The sequence below is a fragment of the Campylobacter sp. US25a genome, from assembly GCF_004379075.1.
Classification (GTDB): Bacteria; Campylobacterota; Campylobacteria; order Campylobacterales; family Campylobacteraceae; genus Campylobacter_D; species Campylobacter_D jejuni.
In genome coordinates, this window is record NZ_RYYM01000001.1 from 260,361 (window position 1) to 282,506 (window position 22,146).

Genomic DNA, 22,146 nt, shown 5'->3' on the forward strand with positions numbered 1-22,146 from the left:
TTTAGAATGATTATCAATGGACAAAAGCTTGAGTTAAAAGAGCTTAAATTTATGGATTTTATCAAAGAAAAAGGTTTTAAAATCGAACTTATTGCTTTAGAATTAAATGGAGAAATCATACCAAAAAGCGAATTTGAAAATTTGATTTTAAAAGAAAACGATAAAGCTGAAATCGTAAGCTTTGTAGGAGGTGGATGATGAGAGTGAAATTTAATGGCAAAGAACTTGATACAGACTTTAAAACAAGTTTGGAATTTTTTGAAAATATCAGCAAAAATGAAAATGATGTATGGATTATCAATGGTTTTGCAACAAAAGAGAATATCGCTTTAAACGAAGATGATGAGCTTTTTTGCATAGAAAGAAATACTTTACCTCCAAAAGATGCACTAGATGCTATGATGAGAGCAAGACACACTCCAAAACTTCATGATAAACTTAAAAATGGGCGTGTGGCAGTTTGTGGTTTGGGCGGACTTGGATCGCATATAGCGATAAATTTGGCAAGAAGTGGTGTGGGATTTTTAAAGCTGATTGATTTTGATGTGATTGAGCCTAGTAATTTGAATCGTCAAGCTTATCGTGTAAGTGATTTGGGTAAATTTAAAACCGAAGCTTTAAAAGAGCAAATTAGCGAGATTAACCCTTATATCAGTGTTGAAATTTGCACTTTAAAAATCGATGAGGATAATTTAAAGTCTTTGCTTAAAGATATAGATATAGTTTGTGAAGCCTTTGATAGTGCTATCGCAAAAGCGATGATGGCGCAAAATTTTCATAGATTTTACAAAGATAGTATTTTAATCTGTGCTTCAGGGCTTGCGGGCTATGGCGATAGCAATAGCATACAAACAAGAAAAATTGCTAAAAATTTCTATGTGTGCGGGGATTTGGTAAATGGTGCTAAGGTGGGAAATGGACTTATGGCACCAAGGGTAAATATTTGCGCTGGACATCAAAGTAACCTTGTTTTAGAGCTTTTAGCAAATAAGGAGTAAAAATGCAAGAAAATTTAAAAAATGATAAATTAAAAATAGGCAAATACGAGTTTGATTCAAGATTTATTTTAGGTTCTGGAAAATATTCGCTAGAGCTTATAAAATCAGCCATAGAAGAAGCTAAAGCGCAGATTATCACTCTAGCTTTACGCCGTGCAAATACAGGGGAAATTGCTAATATACTTGATTATATCCCTAAAAATATCACACTTTTACCCAACACTTCAGGCGCAAGAAACGCCGATGAAGCTTTACGCATTGCAAGGCTTTCAAGAGAGCTTGGTTGTGGAGAACTTATCAAGATAGAAGTGATAAGCGATAGTAGGTATTTGCTGCCTGATAATTATGAAACGATTAAAGCCTGCGAGCTTTTAGCCAAAGAGGGTTTTGCGCCCCTACCTTACATGCATGCTGATCTTTACGCAGCTAGAGCTATGCGTGATGCAGGAGCTGCGGCTATCATGCCTTTGGCAGCACCTATTGGGAGCAATAAAGGCTTATGCGCTAAGGAATTTATACAAATTTTGCTTAATGAAATTGATTTGCCTATCATTGTAGATGCGGGTATTGGAAGTCCTGCACAAGCTTGTGAAGCTATGCAAATGGGAGTAAGTGCGGTGATGGTAAATACAGCTATAGCTGAAGCTAAAGATATAGCCTTGATGGCTAGAGCTTTTTCTTTGGCGGTAAATGCAGGAAGAGCGGCTTTTTTGGCGGATTTGGCAAGTGTGAGCGAGGCTAAAGCAAGTTCTCCATTAACAGGCTTTTTAAGGGATTAATCATGCAAGATTATATGCAGCATTTACCTCACATGCAGGAAATAAAAAGCGAAATTTTAAACAAGGTTTTAACTCAAGTTCAAAGCTATGATGAGAGTCAATTTAGCGCCAAGGATGTTAAAAATGCTTTAAATCAAACGCATTTAAGTATAGAGCATTTAAAAGCCTTGCTTTCAAGTACAGCAGAAGATTTCATAGAAGAATTAGCCTTTAAATCCGCCAAAGTCAAGCAAAAATATTTTGGAAATTCTATCTCTCTTTTTACCCCACTTTATTTGTCAAATTATTGTAATTCTAAATGTGTTTATTGTGGTTTTCAAAAAGGAAATAAAATCGCAAGAGCTAAGCTAAGTGAAGCTGAAATTCACGAAGAAATGCAAGCTATTGCTAAAAGTGGTTTAGAAGAAATTTTAATGCTAACAGGTGAGGGTAGGGAGTTTGCAAGTGTAGAATATATAGCAAATGCTTGTAAAATAGCTAGAGAGTATTTTAAGGTTGTAGGCGTTGAAATTTATCCTATGAATGAAGATGAATATAAAATTTTACATGAAAAGGGTTGTGATTATGTGACTGTTTTTCAAGAAACTTACAATCCTTTAAAATATTCTAAAATTCATTTAGGTGGCGAAAAACGCATTTTTCCTTATCGTTTTAATGCTCAAGAAAGAGCTTTAAAAGCGGGTATGCGTGGAGTGGCTTTTGCGGCACTTTTGGGTATAGATGATTTTAGAAAAGACGCTCTTGCTACGGCACTTCATGCGCATTTTTTACAACAAGCTTATCCGCATGCTGAAATTTCTATTTCAGTGCCTCGTTTAAGACCTATTATCAATAATGCCAAAATCCATCCTAAAGATGTGAGTGAAAAACGCCTTTTGCAAGTACTTTGTGCTTATAGACTTTTTTTACCTTTTGCGGGTATTACCATTTCAAGTCGTGAAAGAATAGGTTTTAGAGATGAGGTTATCAAGCTTGGTGCTACTAAAATGAGTGCAGGAGTGAGTGTGGGTATAGGTGAGCATAAGGGCGAGAAAAAGGGTGATGAGCAGTTTGAAATTTCAGATGATAGAAGCGTAGATGAAATTTTAGCCATGCTTAAAAGATCCAATTTGCAAGCTGTGATGAGTGATAGCATTTATGTGGGATAAAAAAATCATCGCCATAAGCGATAGAAAATGTGTGCAAATAGACTTCTTAAAGCAGATTGAAAAACTTGCTAAGGCCAAGGTAGATGCTATAGTTTTAAGAGAAAAAGATTTAAGCGAATTTGAGTATTATGACTTAGCAAAAGAAGTTTTAAGCATTTGCACAAAGCAAAAAGTGACTTGTTTTTTGCATTCTTTTGATAAGGTTTGTTTAAAATTAGGACATCGTTATTTTCACGCACCGCTTTCTTTATTAAGAAAAGAGTCTAAATTAGTAAAATATTTTCATATACTTGGCACTTCAGTCCATAGCAAAGAAGAGCTTTTAGAGGCGATGAGTTATAAGGTAAATTATGCTTTTGTAGGGCATATTTTTGAAAGTTCTTGTAAGGTGGGTTTAGAACCTAAAGGGCTTGATTTTTTAAAATCCTTGCTTGAATTTAGTCAAATTCCACTTTATGCTATAGGCGGTATCAATGCTCAAAATATGGAAAATTTTAAAGATATAAATATAGCAGGCGTTTGTATGCGTGAAATTTTAATGAAAGAAAAAGATTTAAAAACATATATCCAAGTTTGCAAAGAAAGATTATCTTATGAGTAGTATTCAAAAAAAGATTTTTTGGCTTAATTTTTTCATCGTTGTGATTGTAGCTTTTAATCTGCGTGCTCCTATTACGGCTATAGGGCCTATGATAGATGTGATTAAAGATGCGTATGGCTTAAATTCTACTTTCGCAGGAGTGCTTACAAGTTTACCTTTGATAGCCTTTGGAAGTATTTCTTTTATAGTGGGATATTTTTCACCCATTAGAGCGATTATCGTAGGGATTTTTTTAATCTTTATTGGCGAAATTTTGCGTTCTTATACAGGGATATATGGCTTATTTTTGGGTATGTTAGGCATAGGTTGTGGTATAGCAATCGCTAATGTTTTATTGCCTAGTTTTATTAAAGAGAAATTTCCTAAAAAAATAGCAAGTATGATGGGGGTTTATAGTCTTATTTTAAGCATTTCTTCTATAGTAGGTGTTGCTTTGACTATACCTTTGCTTAGCGTGTTTGATTTAGCAGGTGCTATGTTTTTTTGGGCGATTTTTTCTTTTATAGCTTTGGTAGTTTATTATCCTCAAGCTAAAAATGGTAGATTTTTTCGTGCTAAGAAAAAAAGTTCTAAAAAAATCAATCTTTTTACAAATGCAACCACTTGGAAGATCACTCTTTTTATGGGATTTCAAAGTTTTTTAGCTTATTCTTTGTTTTTTTGGTATGTTCAAATCGTTGTAGAAAAAGGTTTTGATAAAGAATTTGCTACAAATATGGTTCTTTTTGCTCAGCTTGTTGCAGCCCCAGTGTCCCTTTTTGGCCCATTGCTTTTAGGAAAATTAAGGCAAAAATTACATACTCCTTATATAGCAAGTTTATGTAGTATGTATGTAATCGCTTTTGCTATGCTTTTTGTTTTTGATAGTAAAACTTCTATTATCATTAGTGCTTTTATCATGGGCTTTCCATGGGGTGGGGTTTTTGGTATTGCATTGCTTTTTATCGCACAAAAAAGTTCAAATACCCAAGTAGCAGCAAAGCTTTCTGCTTTAGCTCAAGGTTTTGGGTATTTAATCGCAGCACAAGGGCAGTGGATTATAGGCTTTTTACATGATAAATTTGAGAATTTTTCACTTGCTATTTTGATGTTGATTTTTGTAGGGATTTTGGTAAATATCTTTGGATATTTATCGTATAAAAGCCAAGTTATCAGATAGTGCTTTTTCTAGTAAAATATCCCCACCATTTTTTTGTGCTATATTTTGCAATCTTGTGGAAATATCTTCTAAGTTAAGTTTTAACATTGCTTTGAAAAAATCATCAAGATTGATCGAATCTTGCGTGAAAATTTGACATAAAGCTTGATCTTGTAAAAATTTAGCATTAAAGTATTGATGATTTTTAGCTGCATGAGGATAAGGTATGAAAATAGCAGGCAAGGTGTTAGCACAAAGTTCAAAAAGGGTGCTTGCACCTGCTCTTGATATAGCTAGATCTGCATTTTTCATTTTTTCTTCCAAATTTGAACTAAAGTCAAAAACATCAGCTTGGATATTTAAGCTTTGGTAGTGTTTTTTGCATTTTTCAAAATCATTTTTTCCACATTGATGGATGATTTTGATATTTTGTTCTTGAAGCTTTGGGGCGAGATTTAAAGCTAGTTCGTTTATAAAACTAGCTCCTTGTGATCCTCCTAGGAAAATAATATTTTTTAATTCTGTGCGAGTCCTAGCATTATCAAAAAATTTATTTGCCACAGGATAAGGACTAAATTCTTTTTCAAAGGCGCTAAAAAATTTTGTAGCGAAAGGTTTTAAAAGCATGTTTAAAGAGCCACTTTTTGAATTTTGCTCGTGTATAAAAAGAGGCAAATGTGAGAATAAAGCCGCAAAAGATGCAGGAGCTGCACTATATCCACCTACACTAAAAACGGCTTGGATGTGGTATTTTTTAAAAATTTCTCTACAATCTTTGGAGAGTTTTAAGGTGTGGAGTAAAGAACTAATTTTGCCAAATTTGTTTTGATTAACCACTCCTTTAGAGCTTAAAAAAAATTTTTCCTTAAAACGTACTTCATTTTCAAACCAAGCTTTATCTTGACCATTTTGACTACCTATGTATACACATTCTATATTTTTTTTAATCGCACTTTCTAATAAGCAACGCACTATGGCCAAATGTCCTCCAGTTCCGCCACCTGTTAAAGCTATTGTCATAATTTAACCTTTTTTGAAATCATTAATACATATCCTATACCTATACAAATTGCCCACATTGAACTTCCTCCATAACTTAAAAGTGGAACAGCCACACCTTTTAGTGGAGTAAGAGAAATAATACCAAAAGCATTCATAAAAAAGGAAAAAAGTAAAAGTAAGGCTATGCCTGAACAGAAAATAAAATCTTGTTTAGCTTCGCATCTTCCTGCAATTCTAAAAATTCTTAAAATCATCCAAAGATAAATATAACAAATAACTCCAAGACCCAAAAGTCCTATTTCTTCAGTAATTCCTGAAAGAATAAAGTCAGTATGTACTTCACTTAAAAAGCCTAATTTAAAAGTTCCAAGTCCTAAGCCTTCGCCAAACATTCCTCCATGGGCTATAGCATTTAAAGAGTGCGAAATCTGATAAGGTTCGCTGTTGCTACTTACTCTTAAAGCATTTGCCAACCAATCAGGAAGCATAGGTAAAAAAGCATCTTGTATATTCCCCCACCAAGAAGCAATTCTTTGAATTCTTCTTTGATTACTAGAAATTACCATTATACCTATCATCATAATGATTAAAGTTCCAAAAGCAAAAAGTCTTTTACTAGCTCCTGCAAAAAAAGCTAAAGCTAGAATTAAAAAGAAAGAAATTATACTTTGTCCTAAATCGTTTTGAGTGATATAAATATATCCTATAACTATAGAAGCTAAGATACAATAAGGCAGAAGAATTAGAGCCTCGTGTCTGATAGCTTTTTTGCTATCATCAATACGCCTTGTATAGCTCCATGCTAAAAAATAAATCAATCCTATTTTAAAAAATTCCACAGGAGAGATAGAGAGTGGGCCTAAGCGTATCCAGCGTTTAGCTCCTCCGCTAGCTGTTGCTAGTGCAGAAGGTAAAAATGGTAAAATGATGATAAAGATAAAAGAAACAATCAAAATAGCTAAAATAATTTTTTTAGAAAGTGCTTTATCAGGATCCAAACGAGAAATAAAAAACATTATAAGTATGCCACTAATTCCAAAAAAAAGCTGACGAATAAAAAAATGAAACTCGCTATAGTCAAGAAAAAGAACAGTAAAAGCTGTAAGAGAGTATGAAAATACTATTCCTATGGTGATTAAAATACAACTTAAATAAAATAATCTTTTATCAGCAACCATTATAATTATAACTTTTCTTTATTGGAATTAAAATTTTAAAAAGTTTTATTATAACTAAAATAAATTAAATTTTTTGCTAAGTTTTTGTAAGGAAAATTTGCTAAAATTAACAATAAAAATATAACAAAAAAGGCAAATTATGAATCAAATCCATAAAATTCTCATAGCAAATAGAGCTGAAATAGCTGTTAGAGTAATCCGCGCTTGTAGAGATTTGCATATTAAAAGTGTTGCAGTTTTTACAGAGCCTGATCGTGAATGTTTGCATGTAAAAATCGCAGATGAGGCTTATCGCATAGGAACGGATGCTATAAGAGGATATTTAGATGTTGCTCGCATTGTCGAGATTGCTAAGGCTTGTGGTGCTGATGCGATCCATCCTGGTTATGGATTTTTAAGTGAGAATTACGAATTTGCTAAGGCTTGTGAAGATGCTGGAATTATTTTTATAGGTCCAAAATCTGAAGTAATCCATAAGATGGGAAATAAAAATATCGCTCGTAAGTTAATGGCTAAAAATGGCATACCTATTGTTCCAGGGACTGAAAAATTAAATTCCTATAGCATGGAAGAAATTAAAATTTTTGCTGAGAAGATTGGTTATCCTGTTATTTTAAAAGCTTCAGGTGGTGGAGGTGGACGTGGAATTCGCGTTGTTCATAAAGAACAAGATCTTGAAAATGCTTTTGAATCTTGCAAAAGAGAAGCTTTAACATACTTTAATAATGATGAAGTATTTATGGAAAAATATGTAGTTAATCCTAGGCATATAGAATTTCAAATTTTAGGAGATAACTATGGAAATATTATCCATCTTTGTGAAAGGGATTGTTCTATCCAAAGAAGACATCAAAAGGTAATTGAGATAGCGCCTTGCCCTGGAATTTCAGATAATCTTAGAAAAACCATGGGTGTTACAGCTGTGGCAGCTGCTAAGGCTGTAGGTTATACAAATGCTGGAACTATAGAGTTTTTGCTTGATGATTATAATCGCTTTTATTTTATGGAAATGAATACAAGAATTCAAGTTGAACATCCAATTACTGAAGAAATTACAGGTATTGACCTTATTGTAAGACAAATTCGTATTGCAGCAGGAGAAATTTTGGACTTAGAACAAAGCGATATTAAACCTAGGGGTTTTGCTATTGAAGCTAGAATTACTGCTGAAAATGTATGGAAAAATTTTATTCCAAGTCCTGGAAAAATAGGAGAATACTACCCAGCTCTTGGACCATCTGTTAGGGTTGATAGTCATATTTATAAAGACTATACTGTGCCGCCTTATTATGATTCCATGCTTGCAAAGCTTATTATTAAAGCAACAAGTTATGATTTAGCGGTTAATAAACTTGAGCGTGCTTTGAAGGAATTTGTGATTGATGATATTAGAACAACGATACCATTTTTAATTGCCATTACAAAAACAAGAGAATTTAGAAGAGGGTATTTAGATACCTCTTTCATAGAAACACATATGCAAGAATTATTAGAAAAAACAGAAGATCGTCATCAAGAAAACAAAGAAGAAGTTATAGCTGCAATAGCTGCTACGCTTAAAAAAATACGAGAAAGTAGAGAATAATAGATGGATTTTTTAGACAGTCTTAAAAGTATTAAAAAAGAAATGCAAGCTAACGCCAATACTCCAAAATTAGCGAAGAAATCAAGCAAGAGTGGTGCAAGTGTAAAAAATTTAGAAAAACTAGCTAAAGATATTCGCGAAAAAAATCAAGAAACAAACATAGATAAGGAAATGCAAGAAATTTTCTTAAAGCAAGAAAAACTACAGGATGAATTTTCCGAATTTATCAAAAATGCAGATATTAAGAAAATTTAATGCTTGAGATTGGTTTTTGTACTCTTGAAGATCAGTGTCCTTACTTAAAAGATAAACGCTCAAGAATAGAGTATAAATACATTGAAAATTGCCCTAAAGAAATCAATAATGGGCTAATAAAACGAGGTTGGCGTCGTTTTGGTAGGTATTTTTCACGCCCTATTTGTAAAGATTGTGATGAATGTTTAAGTCTTAGAATTTTAGTTAATGAATATAATTTTTCAAAAAGTGAAAGAAGGGTTATAAATAAAAATATTAACACCAAAGTTATGCTTAGAACACCCAATTTAAGCAATGAACATTTGTTTTTATATGATAAATACCATCGTTTTATGGAAGAAAAAAAGAACTGGAAGCGTTATGATTTAAGCTTTAAGCAGTATTATAATCTTTATGTCGATGGTTTTATGAATTTTGGATATGAGCTTGCATTTTATATAGAAGATAAGCTCGTTTGTGTTGATTTGATTGATATTTTAGAGGATGGAATTTCAAGCATTTATTGTTTTTATGATCCTGATTTTTCGTATTTTTCTTTGGGTAAATTTTCTTTGCTCAATGAAATACAAATAGCTAAAAAAATGAACTTAGATTATATTTATCTTGGGTATTTTGTAAAAAAGTGTCAATCTTTATCTTATAAAGCCGATTATACACCCAATGAAATTTTAAAAGGCACTAAAGAGCTTTTTGAAAATGAGGTTTTATGGGAGAAATAGATGCAAATCGTGCAAACTTTAGAAACTATCAATGTTAATACAGATGATATTAGCGTATTTCAGTATTTTAAAGACTTGATTACCAAAAATTTCACAAAGGTCATAGGACGAAAAAATAAAATTTTTTCTTTTTTTGAAGAAAATGAAATTCCACAGCGTCGTTATTTCTTAAAAGTTTTAGATCAAAAATATCGCAAAAGTACAAATGAAGGTATAGAGAATTTACAAGATGCTCATTTTAAAACTTTTAGATTAAATTTTGAGCAAAATAATATGCTTAAGCCTATGTTGTTTATCAAGATTGATTTTGCTGCGGGTAGAATTTTGATGAAGTTAAGCTCTAATGAAAAATTATTTGTTACTTATATAAGAAATTATTTCCAAGATCATAATATAGAATATAATGAAATGACAAATATTCTAATTTTAGAATATAAAAACGAAAATACCCTTGAACTTTTTGAAGCTTTTGCAGATGAGAGCGAGCATTTAAAATATTGCGTGAATTTTGAAGTTGACCGAGAAGAGTATAAAAAATTTCGCCAAAATATTCACAATAAAGAAAATATGAAATGGAAATTTAATGCTTTAGCTAAGCTTTTTAGTAATTATTTTAATACTTTAGAATGCACTCCGCAAAATGATCTTAGTGAAATCAGACAAAAATATTTGATTTTGGTAAAACTTTATCATCCTGATTTTCATCAAGGAAAAAGTGCAATAGAAAAAGCTTACGCAAGAGAGCAGTTCGAAAAAATACAAATTGCCTATGATAACTTAAAAGCACTTTATAAGAATAATACTTAAAAAAATTAAATTAATCATTTTGGTTAATTTAATTTTTCTCTCTCATAAATTTTTCTTAATTTGCTATCTAGTTTAAAACAAAATTTAAAAAGTGCAGGTACTACGAGTAAGGTAAGCAAAGTCGAACTTATAAGCCCAAAGATAATGGCTATTGCCATAGGAGAATTGGCTTCATAGCCCGCACCCCTTGAAAGAGCAAGTGGGAGCATAGCAAAAATCATAGCAAAAGTTGTCATCAATATAGCCCTTAAGCGTGATTTTCCAGCGATTAAAAGAGCTTTATCGGGATCTAAACCTTCATGACATTTTTTATTAGCTACATCCACAAGCAAAATAGCATTTTTCCCCACCATACCAAAAAGTAAGATGATGGCAATAAGTACAAAAAGCGAAAAATTATGCCCTGTGATAAAAAGCCCTATAGATGCTCCTCCAAAGGCTAAAGGCATGGTTATCATGATGATTAAAGGCAGAATAAAACTTTCATAAAGTGCGGCTAAAACAAGATAAATTAAAACAAAAGCAAGTACTACTGCCATAGCAAAACCTTGCACGGTTTCACCTAAAAGATTGATAAAGCCTGAAAAAGCATAGCTAAGACTTGCATTCTTATTTAAAATTTTATCCATATTATCTAGTAAAAGTTTTTGCACCGCTCCTAAGGAAAGATCATTTACTCCAGCTGTGATTTTCACAGAGCGGTTTTTATTGTAACGATTGATAGTTTTTAAATCCTTACTGTATATAAAATCCACCACGCTTGAAAGTTCTAAATTTACACCTTGGTTGTTTTTAATACTAATGCGTTTTAAAGCTTCTATGTCTTTTTTAAATTCTGGAACAAAACTTAGGATAATATCATCTTTTGAATTGCCTCTATCCATACTTCCTACGCTAAGTTGCGAAAAAGAATACCCTAAAACCCCAGCGATATATTCAGGATTGACATCTAAAAGTTTAGCTTTTTCTTTGTTGATGTGTAAGGCTACTTCATCTTTTGTAGCATTAGCATTGTCGCTTATATCTACAATGCGTGCATTAGTGCCTAAAATTTCTTTTGCTCGAGAAGCAGCTTCTTTTAGAGTGTTTAAATCATCTCCTAAGATTAAAAACTGCACGGGATCATCAATGCCTGCACCCTCTATCTTTGGAAGTTCTAAAATTTTGATTTTTAAACTTTCATCTTGAAATTTTTGACGATATAAACTTACTATAGCACTTTGTCTTAAATTTCTTTCGTCTAAATTTTTAAGTTTAATATAAATTTTAGCCTTTGTAGCATCTTTGGCATCATCATAGCCTACAAGTAAAAAAGCGTATTTGACATTGCTATCATTTTTGATTTTTTCAAGCAAATTTAAACTTTTTTCTTTCATGGCTTCTAAACTTAAATCCTTTTTGCTTTCAAACAAAACTTGAATTTCGCTATCATCTTCCATAGGTAAAAAATCAAGCCCTATGCGAGTAGCTAAAGCAAAAGAAAGCCCTACAAAAACAAGAGTGGCTAGGATAAATTTTGCTTTATTTTGTAAAATTTTATAGAGTAAATTTTCATACTTTTGCTCTATTTTTTCAAAAAAAGCTTCTGTTTTTTCATAAAACTTGCTTTCTTTTGGATTTAAAAATCTTGCTCCAATACTAGGTATTAAAAATACAGAAACCAAAAAGCTTATCACTATCCCACTTGCAACGCTTATGCCTAAAGCATTGAAAAAAAGCCCTGGTATAGAGTTCATATAAGAAATAGGGATAAAAACACAAAGTAAAACTATACTGATGCTTAAAACGCTAAAACCTATTTCATTGATACCTAAAAAAGCAGCTTGTAAAGGCGGATAAGTTTTTAGTTTTTTAGCAATATTTTCAATCACTACTATAGCATCATCGATAAAAATTCCTATGCTTAAGGTTAAAGCTATGAAAGTTAAGCGGTTTAAATCATAGCCTAAAAGATCGATAATAAAAAAAGTTGAAATGATAGAAGTAGGTATAGCTATGCAAGCAATGAGAGTTGCACTTAAATTTCTTAAAAATAAAAATACAATTACAAGGGTTAGAAAAATTCCCAAAACCATATCAAAAATCACTTGAGAAAGGTGCTTGTGGATATTTAAGCTTTTATCGTAAAGCACATTAATACTTATATCTTTTGGAATTTGTTTTTCTAAAATAGGCAAGGCATTTTTGACATTTTTAATCATTTCAAGGGTATTATAATTTGTGATTTTTCCGAGTTCTAAAAGCACCCCTTCTTTACCTTCGTATAAAGCACTTTGTTTTTCATCTTCATAAAGGCTTGAAATATTAGCAATATCGCTTAAAAATACCCCTGTTTTTATGCGAAGATTGCTAAGTTCTTCTAAATTTGTGGCTTCAAAATAGCCTTTGATGATATAGTTATCTTGATTGTTATTAAGTTCGCCAAGGGCTTGTTTAAAATTTTGACTTTTGATAATATTTGCTACATCAAGAGCATTAAGATTGTATTTTCTAAGTTCATTTGGTTTTAATTCTATGCGAATTTGGGGTTCTAAAAACCCTTTAGTTTCGATTTTGCCTACTCCTTCAACTCTTTGCAAAAAAGGTTTTATTTTGTCATTGATTTCACGCATGAGTTGTAATTTATCTTTAGAATATAAAAAAAGCGAAATAGCAGAACCAGAATCTGAACTGATTTTTTCAATTTCAGGCTTAGAAGGTAGGCTTAAAGTTCCTATTTTATCACGCACATCATTGGCAGCTACTTCAAGATTTTTACCTAGTTTAAACTCGACTACACTCACACTAAAATTATCATACGCAGCTGAGGTTATGGTCTTTACTCCATCGATTTCACTTAGAGCATTTTCTATTTCTTTGGTGACTTTTGATTCTACGAAATTTAAATCTCCATTTACCTTGCTTGTAATCTTTATAAGAGGTATGGAAACATTAGGAAATAAATTTACACTCATGCTAAAAGCAGAGATTAGTCCAAAAATCATAAGAGCTAAGAAAAACATTAGCACGGCAATAGGTCGGTTTATAGCTAGTTTAAACATTTTTAATCTTTAGTGATGATTCTACCTTCGCCAAAAAGCCCAGGTGTTAGATTTGTAGTTTGCACTTCAGCATAAATTTTTCTTGTTTTTACTTCTATACTTGGATAGATAAGGCTGATTTTTCCTTTCAGTTCTGTACCATTTTGATCAATTTTGTAAAAGAAATCATCGCCTAATTTAACCTTATCTTTGTATTTTTCATCAAAACTTAAAATCAGTTTGCTTTGTGGATAGGAAAAAATTTCTATTAAAGGTTGAGCTACTCCTCCTACTCCTTCACCCACTTGTATAAATTTATTTGCGATAATAGCATCATAAGGTGCACGCAATTCTTTTTTTGTCATGATATTTTTATAATAAGCTATATTGATTTTTGCTTTGTTTAAATTTAAATTAGCTGCATCAAACTTAGCTTTCATATCTTCATAGCTTTGTTTGTCTATAACATTTTCTACAGCTTTGATTTTTTGCATTTTGCTTTTGGTATTTTCGTATTCTACAAGAGCAAGTTGATAAGAATTTTGGGCATTTTGAAGAGCTATTTTTTCACTTTCTTGATCAAGAGCAAGTAAAAGTTCTCCTTTGCTGACTTTTTGTCCAATTTCTACAGGAATTTTTTGAACTAAACCTATGCTTTCAAGGGCAAGTTTGCTTTGTTTTGATGCTTCTACATTGAAACTTGCATAAATTTCTTCGCCAAAGGCGCAATTAAAAGCAAGAAGTAAAAATAGAATTTTTTTCATTCTTTAACCTTTGAATTAAGATCTATACCTGCATTAAAATAATAATTTGCTTTGGTAATTTCAAATTCATTTTTAGCAAGCTCTAAATCGCTTTGTGCTTTAAATTTAGCCTCTAAAGCTTGAAGATATTCCACATAAGAAACAAGTCCTGCTTGGTATTTTTTATCTACACTTTCAAAAGCTAAATTTGCAGCATTTAAGCTAAGATTAAGAGCTAAAATTTGTTCTTGTAAAACTTTTAAACTTTTGTCTAAATAATTTAATTCTTCTTTATTTTTTCTCTCACTAAATCTTGCATTTGCATTGGCTATTTGAACGTTTAAACGCTCTTTTTCAACTTCTTTAGCCCTTGCATTGAAATCAAAAATTTTCCATTCCATACCTAAAATAAACTGATTACCTTGAGAATATTTTTCTAAGAATTGATCTGCTAAGTTTACAAAAGGAGCTGGAACTTTTGGATTATAATTGTTTTTATAAAAGTTAAAATTATCTTGAATATAAAATTTTGGAAAATATTCAGCTTTTGCTAAATTTACACTTTCTTTAGCAAGATTGATTTGTTCTTTAGCTATCATTACTTCATAGTTTTGACTTTTTTCTTGTTGCGGATTTTCTAAAAAAGCATTCCCTTGCACTTTAAAATCTGTATTGCTTAAAATTTTAATCTCTTTTTGTATATTGGCAAGTTTTAATTCATTTTGACTGAGCTCTAATAAGCTTAAATGATATTTGGCTTTAATGCTTTCAAGTTCATCTTTAGGGCTAAGTCCTGCATCGTAAAATTTTTGCAATCTTTCAAAAGTTGATTTTAAAAAAGCTACTTTTTGTTGATTGGCTAGTAAAATTTTTTCAAGACTTAAGGTGTTAAAATAAAGTGTGATTGCATTTAGGGCAAGGTAATTTTTATTTTGTTCTTTATCTAAAAGGCTTAATTTTTCTTTGCTTTCTAAAGCCCTTAAATTGGCTTCTCTAGCACCCCCATCAAAAAGCAAAAAATTAAGAGAGACTTTAGCAAATAAACTTTCTTGTGGATCGATGATGAAGCGATCTTTATTATTGGCTACATAAGCTGAGTTTAGACTAAGAGAGGGTAGGTAATTTCTAAAAGCTTGTTCTTTGTCCAAATTTGCTTGTTCGCTTTGCATTTGTTTAATGAGATAGGATTCATTATTTTGACTTAGTGCTATAAATTCGTGCAAATTAGAAGCTAACATTGCTAAGGGATAAAGAGCTAAAAATATAGCTGATTTTAAATATTTTTCAAACATTTGATATTTTAGTATGCTTTATATAAATTTCAATTGAAGTTTTTTATATAAAATAAAATTTATTTGTTTTAAACATAAATTTTGTTAAAATCCTAGCTTTAAAATTTTATATTTAGGATGAAATTTTGTCGGTAAAAAATATTAGAAATTTTTCTATTATAGCTCATATAGATCATGGAAAATCTACTCTTGCAGATAGGATTATTAGCGAGTGTGGTGCTATTAGCGATAGGCAGATGAGTTCACAAGTTATGGATACTATGGATATAGAAAAAGAGCGTGGTATCACCATAAAAGCACAATCAGTGCGTTTAAATTATAAATTTAATAATGAAAATTTTGTTTTAAATCTTATTGATACTCCTGGCCATGTGGATTTTTCTTATGAAGTGAGTCGTTCTTTGGCAAGTTGTGAAGGGGCTTTACTTGTAGTAGATGCTTCTCAAGGTGTTGAAGCACAGACTATAGCTAATGTTTATATAGCACTTGAAAATAATCTTGAAATCATTCCTGTAATTAATAAAATCGATTTACCTAATGCTGATGTTGAAAAAGTCAAGCATGAAATCGAGCATATTATAGGCATAGATTGTAAAGACGCCATTTGCGTGAGTGCAAAAACAGGAGTGGGTATAAAAGAGCTTATAGAAACAATTATCACTAAAATCCCTGCGCCAAAAACAGATGATGAAGCTCCTACTAAGGCTTTAATTTATGATTCTTGGTTTGATAATTATTTGGGTGCTTTGGCTTTGGTTAGGATTTATGAAGGAAGTATTGCTAAAAACGATGAAGTTTTAGTCATGAGTACAGATAAAAAACATATAGTTCAAGATCTTTTTTATCCCCACCCTTTAAGTCCAATTAAAACTCAATCTTTACAATCAGGTGAAGTAGGCGTGGTGGTTTTAGGGCTTAAAACTGTAGGCGATGTACAAGTAGGCGATACTATTACTTTAGTAAAAAACAAAGCTAAAGAAGCCATAGGCGGTTTTGAAAAGGCTAAAGCTTTTGTGTTCGCAGGACTTTATCCTATAGAAACGGATAAATTTGAAGATTTAAGAGATGCTTTGGATAAGCTAAAGCTTAACGATAGTTCTATTACCTATGAGCCTGAAACTTCTTTGGCTTTAGGCTTTGGTTTTAGGGTAGGGTTTTTAGGACTTTTACACATGGAAGTGATTAAAGAAAGGCTTGAGAGAGAATTTAATCTTGATTTAATTGCTACAGCTCCAACTGTGACTTATGAAATTTATCAAACCGATGGAGAGCTTGTTAAAATTCAAAATCCTAGCGAACTTCCTCCTGTTAATAAAATCGATCATATAAAAGAGCCTTATGTTAAAGCCACTATCATTACTCCAAGTGAATTTTTAGGGAATTTAATCACTCTTTTAAATCGCAAAAGAGGAGTGCAGGTTAAAATGGACTATATTACACCTGAGCGTGTTTTATTAGAATATGATGTGCCTTTAAATGAGATTGTGATGGATTTTTATGATAAATTAAAGTCCTTAACAAAAGGCTATGCGAGTTTTGATTATGAACCTATAGAATTTAGAGTAGGGGATTTGGTAAAACTTGATATTAAGGTAGCAGGTGAAAATGTTGATGCGCTAAGTATTATCGTGCCTAATGAAAAAGCACAAAGTAAAGGAAGAGAACTTGTTAGCGCTATGAAAGAAATAGTTCCTAGACAGCTTTTTGAAGTAGCCATTCAAGCAAGTATTGGAAATAAAATCATCGCAAGGGAAACCGTTAAATCCATGGGTAAAAATGTGACAGCAAAATGCTATGGTGGGGATATTACTAGAAAAAGAAAGCTTTTAGAAAAGCAAAAAGAAGGTAAAAAAAGAATGAAAGCTATAGGTAAGGTAAATTTACCTCAAGAAGCTTTTTTGAGTGTTTTAAAGATAGATTGATGATAAATTTAAAACTTGGCTTGAAATTTGCTTGTATTTTTAATACAATTTTAAAATAATTTTCTAAGGAGAAAAAATGTTTAAAAAATTTTTGATTTTTATAGTGCCTATTTTATTTTTGAGCGCTTGTGCAACTAAACAAGATACTTTTGCTCAAGTTAATCAAATTTCTAAAAATTCTCAATGTAGTTCTTGTGAAAGTCCTGATGGCTTTGAAGCAAAGATTAAAGGGCTTTTATACATTAGCGATGTTGGAATTCAATGTTGTGCCAATAAACGCACTTTAGATACCGGTATTGCTTTAAAAAAGGTTTATTTGCATAGATTTTATGATTTAAAAGAAGGACAAAAAGTTTTAAATGCTAAAGGGAAAAAGTTATTTGTTGATGTGAATTTTAATGCGGTATTTTATACTTATTTAAAACAAGAACTTGAAGCTAGAGGAATAGTTGTGCTTGACAATAATGATCAAAATTCACCTTATGTGAGTAAGATTGATTTAGAATTTATATCTTATGGAGCAACTCAAGATACTACAGGATTACATTCAAAACTAGTAGGAGTTTTACAAGTTAGCGATATAAACAAAAATAAGAAATTTACAATCCGCACCAAGCAAGATGTACAAGGTTTCGATGATCTAAAAGAAACAACTTTTTATACTCATTTGTTAATAAAACAAATGGCAAATAAAGCAGCTAGTTTAATTTCTGAACTTTGAGGTGTATAAATTGCGGAGCTTTTGCTCTGCTTTGCTTTTGTGATTTATGTGAGCTAGAGCTTTCTGAATTTTCCTTAAATGTAAGAAAGCTTGATAATAATTTCAAAGTCTATTCTTTTTATAAATACCATGAAATACAACACTTACTTCACTCTAAACATTATTTTTATGGTTATTTTGTTTATAAAATGCTTGCTAAATTAAGTTTTGCAAAATTTAAAGATTTTTTTGATCCTAGAATGACAATCAATGTTATAGCCTTAGATGATAAGGTTGAAGATATGCTTTATTCGCATTCTGCTATTTTAGCTAGATATCTTAAAACAAAATTTGTAAAACCTGTTTTTAATGTTTTAAAAGCACAAAATCATATTAAATATTCTGGAAAAAGTTTAGAATTTCGTCAAAAACATAAAAGAAATTACAAACTCTTAAAAACCATTCACGAACCTGTAATTTTAGTAGATGATATTGTAACGACTGGTTCTAGCCTTTTGGAAGCTAAAAAAGTTTTAGAAGAAAATAAAATTTCTGTACTTTTTGCTCTTGTTTTAGCTGATGCAAAAGTTTAATATGCTATAATCAAAACTTTGAACTAATAGAAGGATTTTTATGGAGAATATTTTTAGCAAAGATTCTGATATTGAACTTGTAGATATAGAAAATTCTATAAAAAGTAGTTATTTAGACTATTCTATGAGTGTTATTATAGGTCGTGCTTTGCCTGACGCAAGAGATGGTTTAAAGCCTGTTCATAGAAGAATTTTATATGCTATGCAAAATGATGAGGCAAAAAGTAGAACAGATTTTGTCAAATCAGCCCGTATAGTGGGTGCTGTTATAGGTCGTTATCACCCACATGGAGATACAGCAGTTTATGATGCTTTGGTTAGAATGGCTCAAGATTTTTCTATGAGATATCCAAGTATTACAGGACAAGGCAACTTTGGATCTATAGATGGTGATAGCGCCGCTGCGATGCGTTATACTGAAGCAAAAATGAGTAAACTTTCTCATGAACTTTTAAAAGATATAGATAAAGATACGGTCGATTTTGTTCCAAATTATGATGGTTCAGAAAGTGAACCTGATGTTTTACCTTCTAGGGTTCCAAATTTATTATTAAATGGTTCAAGTGGTATAGCTGTAGGTATGGCGACAAACATCCCGCCTCATAGTTTAAATGAGTTGATAGATGGACTTTTATATTTGCTTGATAATAAAGATGCAAGCTTAGAAGAGATTATGCAGTTTATTAAAGGTCCAGATTTTCCAACAGGTGGAATAATTTATGGTAAAAAAGGTATTATAGAAGCTTATCGCACAGGGCGTGGTCGCGTGAAAGTGCGAGCTAAAACTCATATTGAAAAAAAGACAAATAAAGATGTTATTGTTATAGATGAGCTTCCTTATCAAACCAATAAAGCTAGGCTTATAGAGCAGATTGCAGAGCTTGTTAAAGAAAAGCAAATTGAAGGAATATCTGAAGTAAGAGATGAGAGTAATAAAGAAGGAATCCGCGTTGTTATAGAGCTTAAACGTGAAGCTATGAGTGAAATTGTTTTAAATAATCTATTTAAATCTACCACTATGGAAAGTACTTTTGGTGTGATTATGTTGGCAATTCACAATAAAGAACCTAAAATTTTCTCTTTGTTAGAACTTTTAAATCTTTTCTTAACCCATAGAAAAACAGTTATTATTAGAAGAACGATTTTTGAACTTCAAAAAGCAAGAGCAAGAGCTCATATTTTAGAAGGTCTTAAAATTGCACTTGATAATATAGATGAAGTGATTGCTTTAATTAAAAACAGTTCTGATAATAATACCGCAAGAGATTCTTTGGTAGCTAAATTTGGTCTTAGTGAGCTTCAAGCCAATGCTATTTTGGATATGAAACTGGGTCGTTTAACAGGACTTGAAAGAGAAAAAATCGAAAATGAACTTGCAGAATTAATGAAAGAAATTGCAAGACTTGAAGAAATTTTAAAAAGTGAAACCTTGCTTGAAAATTTAATTTGCGATGAATTAAAAGAAATTAGAAGTAAATTTGATGTGCCACGTATTACTCAAATTGAAGATGATTATGATGATATTGATATTGAGGATTTGATTCCTAATGAAAATATGGTTGTAACTATTACCCATCGTGGTTATATTAAGCGTGTGCCTAGTAAACAATATGAAAAGCAAAAACGAGGCGGAAAAGGAAAATTAGCCGTTACGACTTATGATGATGATTTTATAGAAAATTTCTTTACGGCAAATACACATGATACGCTTATGTTTGTAACAGATCATGGACAGCTTTATTGGCTTAAAGTTTATAAAATTCCTGAAGGCTCAAGAACGGCTAAAGGAAAAGCAGTGGTAAATCTTATCAATTTACAAGCTGAAGAAAAAATCATGGCTATTATTCCAACCACGGATTTTGATGAAAGTAAATCTTTATGTTTCTTTACTAAAAATGGTATTGTAAAGCGTACAAATTTAAGTGAATATCAAAATATTAGAAGTGTAGGAGTTAGAGCGATCAACTTGGATGAAAATGATGAGTTGGTAACTGCTATTATTGTTCAAAGAGATGAAGATGAAATTTGTGCCAGTGGTGGTGAAGAAAATTTAGAAAATCAAGAAATTGAAAATTTAGGTGATGAAAATCTTGAAAATGAAGAAAGTGTAAGCATACAAGGTAAAATGCTCTTTGCAGTAACCAAAAAAGGTATGTGTATCAAATTCCCGCTTGCTAAAGTGCGTGAAATTGGCCGTGTAAGTCGTGGGGTGACGGCTATTAAGTTTAAAGAGAAAAATGACGAATTAGTAGGTGCAGTTGTTATAGAAAATGATGAGCAAGAAATTTTAAGCATAAGTGCAAAAGGTATAGGAAAACGCACAAATGCTGGAGAATATAGATTGCAAAGTAGAGGTGGTAAGGGTGTAATTTGTATGAAACTTACAGAAAAAACCAAAGATCTTATTAGCGTAGTTATAGTGGATGAAACTATGGATTTAATGGCTCTTACAAGTTCAGGTAAGATGATACGTGTTGATATGCAAAGCATTAGAAAAGCAGGGCGTAATACGAGTGGTGTCATTGTAGTTAATGTGGAAAATGACGAGGTGGTTAGCATCGCTAAGTGTCCTAAAGAGGAAAATGATGAGGATGAGTTAAGCGATGAAAACTTTGGTTTAGATTTGTAATAAGTTTAAAGTTGGAACGCTTATTGCTTTTTATTTTACTAATTACAATATTTTGAAGGTGTAAAAATGAAAAAAATTTATTTTATGCTAGTAATAGCAGGAATTTTCGCTGGTTGTGTACCAAGTGCAAACAGTGCAACTAAAAATTCAAGTGCAAATAGCACTGCTCCATCTCAAGATGTTATCGTGCAAAAAGTCGATAAAGATGATGTGCGTGATATTATCAGAGAAGAAAAAATGTTGGCTCCAGATGCTAGCGAAACAGAACTTAGTTTTACAGCAGTTGGTGAAGGAATTGCTCCAATGAATACAGTTTCTACTGCTCAAGCCCTAGCTTTAGCAAAAAGAGCAGCGATTACAGATGCTTACAGACAGCTTGCAAGTAAGCTTTATGGTGTGAAAGTAAATGGTAAAGACACTGTAAAAGATGCAATGCTTAGAAGTTCAACTATTACTGCGCAAGTAAATGGTTTGATTAAAAATGCAAGTATTATTGATGAGAATTTTAATCAAGGGCTTTATAGAGTAAACTTAGAACTTAAAATCGATGCAGACAAGTGGAAAGAATTGTTTGCTTATTAATCTTTTTTAGCTTTAAGCTTTTTGCCCAAGATGAATTTATTTTTTGGGCAGAGCTTTCTAGTAAAAATTTCATTCTCTTTCATCAAAATCAAAATTTATCCTTAGCAATGACGCAAAGTGAAAATACTGAAGAACAATGGGTATGTGAAATTTCTTATAGTGTTCAAGATTTAAAAGTTTTACCTCGAACTTCTTTAGGATTGATTGATGATAATATGCCAAAAATAACTAAATTTAATTTTTTAAATTCTCATAAAGATGAGTTAAGTGATTGCTTTATAGGAGCTAGAATCAGTGTTAAGGATATTGTTAATACCGACTTATTACGTGCCCAAAGTGAAACCTATGTTAAAATTTTACCCTTACGTTTTACCGTGGAATTTGGCGAACAAAATGCGATAATTTATTATCTTAAAAAAAAGTAAATTCAAAATTAAGCGCAAATTAGATACTAT

The 22,146-nt window shown here is 31.6% G+C and carries 21 protein-coding genes; 16 read left to right on the plus strand and 5 right to left on the minus strand.

The window, feature by feature from the left end:
* The first annotated feature begins 6 nt into the window (after positions 1-6).
* From thiS to ELQ12_RS01375, 6 genes are read left to right on the plus strand one after another with little or no spacing between them, the layout of a single operon-like run.
* Positions 7-198, plus strand: a complete 192-nt coding sequence (thiS, locus tag ELQ12_RS01350) for a sulfur carrier protein ThiS (RefSeq protein ID WP_002830937.1) — start codon at positions 7-9, stop codon at positions 196-198.
* On the plus strand, positions 195-998 hold the full coding sequence (thiF, locus tag ELQ12_RS01355) for a thiamine biosynthesis protein ThiF (RefSeq protein ID WP_079264235.1): 804 nt from the start codon (positions 195-197) through the stop codon (positions 996-998). The genes thiS and thiF overlap by 4 nt, the downstream gene beginning before the upstream one ends.
* Positions 999-1,000: 2 nt before the next feature.
* Entirely contained in the window at positions 1,001-1,777 is a 777-nt protein-coding gene (locus tag ELQ12_RS01360) for a thiazole synthase (protein WP_002870571.1), read from the plus strand.
* 2 nt (positions 1,778-1,779) lie between these two features.
* Positions 1,780-2,925, plus strand: coding sequence for a 2-iminoacetate synthase ThiH (gene thiH / locus ELQ12_RS01365; RefSeq protein WP_002870572.1), 1,146 nt, complete (start codon positions 1,780-1,782; stop codon positions 2,923-2,925).
* A complete protein-coding gene (locus ELQ12_RS01370) occupies positions 2,915-3,526 on the plus strand; it encodes a thiamine phosphate synthase (RefSeq protein WP_002870573.1) in 612 nt (203 codons plus the stop codon). The genes thiH and ELQ12_RS01370 overlap by 11 nt, the downstream gene beginning before the upstream one ends.
* Complete coding sequence (locus ELQ12_RS01375) at positions 3,519-4,685, plus strand: CynX/NimT family MFS transporter (RefSeq protein ID WP_002870574.1); 1,167 nt, start codon at positions 3,519-3,521, stop codon at positions 4,683-4,685. The genes ELQ12_RS01370 and ELQ12_RS01375 overlap by 8 nt, the downstream gene beginning before the upstream one ends.
* Here the strand turns inward: ELQ12_RS01375 and murG are convergent.
* Both murG and ftsW read right to left on the minus strand, forming a co-directional pair.
* Entirely contained in the window at positions 4,656-5,684 is a 1,029-nt protein-coding gene (murG, locus tag ELQ12_RS01380) for an undecaprenyldiphospho-muramoylpentapeptide beta-N-acetylglucosaminyltransferase (protein ID WP_002870575.1), read from the minus strand. The two genes, ELQ12_RS01375 and murG, sit on opposite strands and share 30 nt — an antisense overlap.
* Positions 5,681-6,844: a putative lipid II flippase FtsW gene (gene ftsW / locus ELQ12_RS01385; protein ID WP_002870576.1), complete on the minus strand. Its 1,164-nt coding sequence runs from the start codon at positions 6,842-6,844 to the stop codon at positions 5,681-5,683. The genes murG and ftsW overlap by 4 nt, the downstream gene beginning before the upstream one ends.
* A gap of 139 nt (positions 6,845-6,983) precedes the next feature.
* On the opposite strand from ftsW, the gene ELQ12_RS01390 reads away from it, so the two are divergent.
* The 4 genes from ELQ12_RS01390 to ELQ12_RS01405 are packed head-to-tail and all read left to right on the plus strand — an operon-like array spanning position 6,984 to position 10,210.
* The gene (locus ELQ12_RS01390) at positions 6,984-8,429 is read left to right on the plus strand and encodes an acetyl-CoA carboxylase subunit A (RefSeq protein ID WP_002856595.1); all 1,446 of its coding nucleotides are present in this window, start codon (positions 6,984-6,986) and stop codon (positions 8,427-8,429) included.
* Between the two features lie 3 nt (positions 8,430-8,432).
* Positions 8,433-8,684 carry a hypothetical protein gene (locus tag ELQ12_RS01395; protein WP_002870577.1) on the plus strand — a complete coding sequence of 84 codons (252 nt, stop codon included), beginning with the start codon at positions 8,433-8,435 and terminating at the stop codon, positions 8,682-8,684.
* Positions 8,684-9,403, plus strand: a complete 720-nt coding sequence (locus ELQ12_RS01400) for an arginyltransferase (RefSeq protein ID WP_002870578.1) — start codon at positions 8,684-8,686, stop codon at positions 9,401-9,403. The genes ELQ12_RS01395 and ELQ12_RS01400 overlap by 1 nt, the downstream gene beginning before the upstream one ends.
* Complete coding sequence (locus ELQ12_RS01405) at positions 9,404-10,210, plus strand: adenylosuccinate lyase (protein ID WP_002861764.1); 807 nt, start codon at positions 9,404-9,406, stop codon at positions 10,208-10,210.
* Positions 10,211-10,233: 23 nt separating this feature from the next.
* Here the strand turns inward: ELQ12_RS01405 and cmeF are convergent, their stop codons facing one another.
* From cmeF to cmeD, 3 genes are read right to left on the minus strand one after another with little or no spacing between them, the layout of a single operon-like run.
* Positions 10,234-13,251 carry a multidrug efflux RND transporter permease subunit CmeF gene (gene cmeF, locus ELQ12_RS01410; protein ID WP_134264519.1) on the minus strand — a complete coding sequence of 1,006 codons (3,018 nt, stop codon included), beginning with the start codon at positions 13,249-13,251 and terminating at the stop codon, positions 10,234-10,236.
* Positions 13,252-13,253: 2 nt separating this feature from the next.
* Positions 13,254-13,994, minus strand: coding sequence for a multidrug efflux RND transporter periplasmic adaptor subunit CmeE (gene cmeE / locus ELQ12_RS01415; protein ID WP_070210233.1), 741 nt, complete (start codon positions 13,992-13,994; stop codon positions 13,254-13,256).
* Positions 13,991-15,265 carry a multidrug efflux RND transporter outer membrane subunit CmeD gene (gene cmeD, locus ELQ12_RS01420; protein ID WP_002870580.1) on the minus strand — a complete coding sequence of 425 codons (1,275 nt, stop codon included), beginning with the start codon at positions 15,263-15,265 and terminating at the stop codon, positions 13,991-13,993. Before cmeD ends, cmeE begins: the two co-directional genes overlap by 4 nt.
* Positions 15,266-15,390: 125 nt before the next feature.
* Between cmeD and lepA the strand changes: the two genes are divergently transcribed.
* The 6 genes from lepA (at position 15,391) to flgQ (ending at position 22,116) form a co-directional block, all read left to right on the plus strand.
* A complete protein-coding gene (lepA, locus tag ELQ12_RS01425; protein ID WP_002870581.1) occupies positions 15,391-17,187 on the plus strand; it encodes a translation elongation factor 4 in 1,797 nt (598 codons plus the stop codon).
* Between the two features lie 76 nt (positions 17,188-17,263).
* The gene (gene mapA, locus ELQ12_RS01430) at positions 17,264-17,908 is read left to right on the plus strand and encodes an outer membrane lipoprotein MapA (RefSeq protein WP_002870582.1); all 645 of its coding nucleotides are present in this window, start codon (positions 17,264-17,266) and stop codon (positions 17,906-17,908) included.
* Positions 17,905-18,480 (plus strand): ComF family protein, encoded by a 576-nt coding sequence (locus ELQ12_RS01435; protein ID WP_002870583.1) that lies wholly within the window; start codon positions 17,905-17,907, stop codon positions 18,478-18,480. The genes mapA and ELQ12_RS01435 overlap by 4 nt, the downstream gene beginning before the upstream one ends.
* 40 nt (positions 18,481-18,520) lie before the next feature.
* The gene (gyrA, locus tag ELQ12_RS01440; protein ID WP_134264520.1) at positions 18,521-21,109 is read left to right on the plus strand and encodes a DNA gyrase subunit A; all 2,589 of its coding nucleotides are present in this window, start codon (positions 18,521-18,523) and stop codon (positions 21,107-21,109) included.
* A gap of 66 nt (positions 21,110-21,175) precedes the next feature.
* Positions 21,176-21,691, plus strand: coding sequence for a flagellar assembly lipoprotein FlgP (gene flgP / locus ELQ12_RS01445; protein ID WP_002870585.1), 516 nt, complete (start codon positions 21,176-21,178; stop codon positions 21,689-21,691).
* Positions 21,667-22,116 (plus strand): flagellar assembly protein FlgQ, encoded by a 450-nt coding sequence (gene flgQ / locus ELQ12_RS01450; RefSeq protein ID WP_002870586.1) that lies wholly within the window; start codon positions 21,667-21,669, stop codon positions 22,114-22,116. Before flgP ends, flgQ begins: the two co-directional genes overlap by 25 nt.
* Positions 22,117-22,146: the final 30 nt, after the last annotated feature.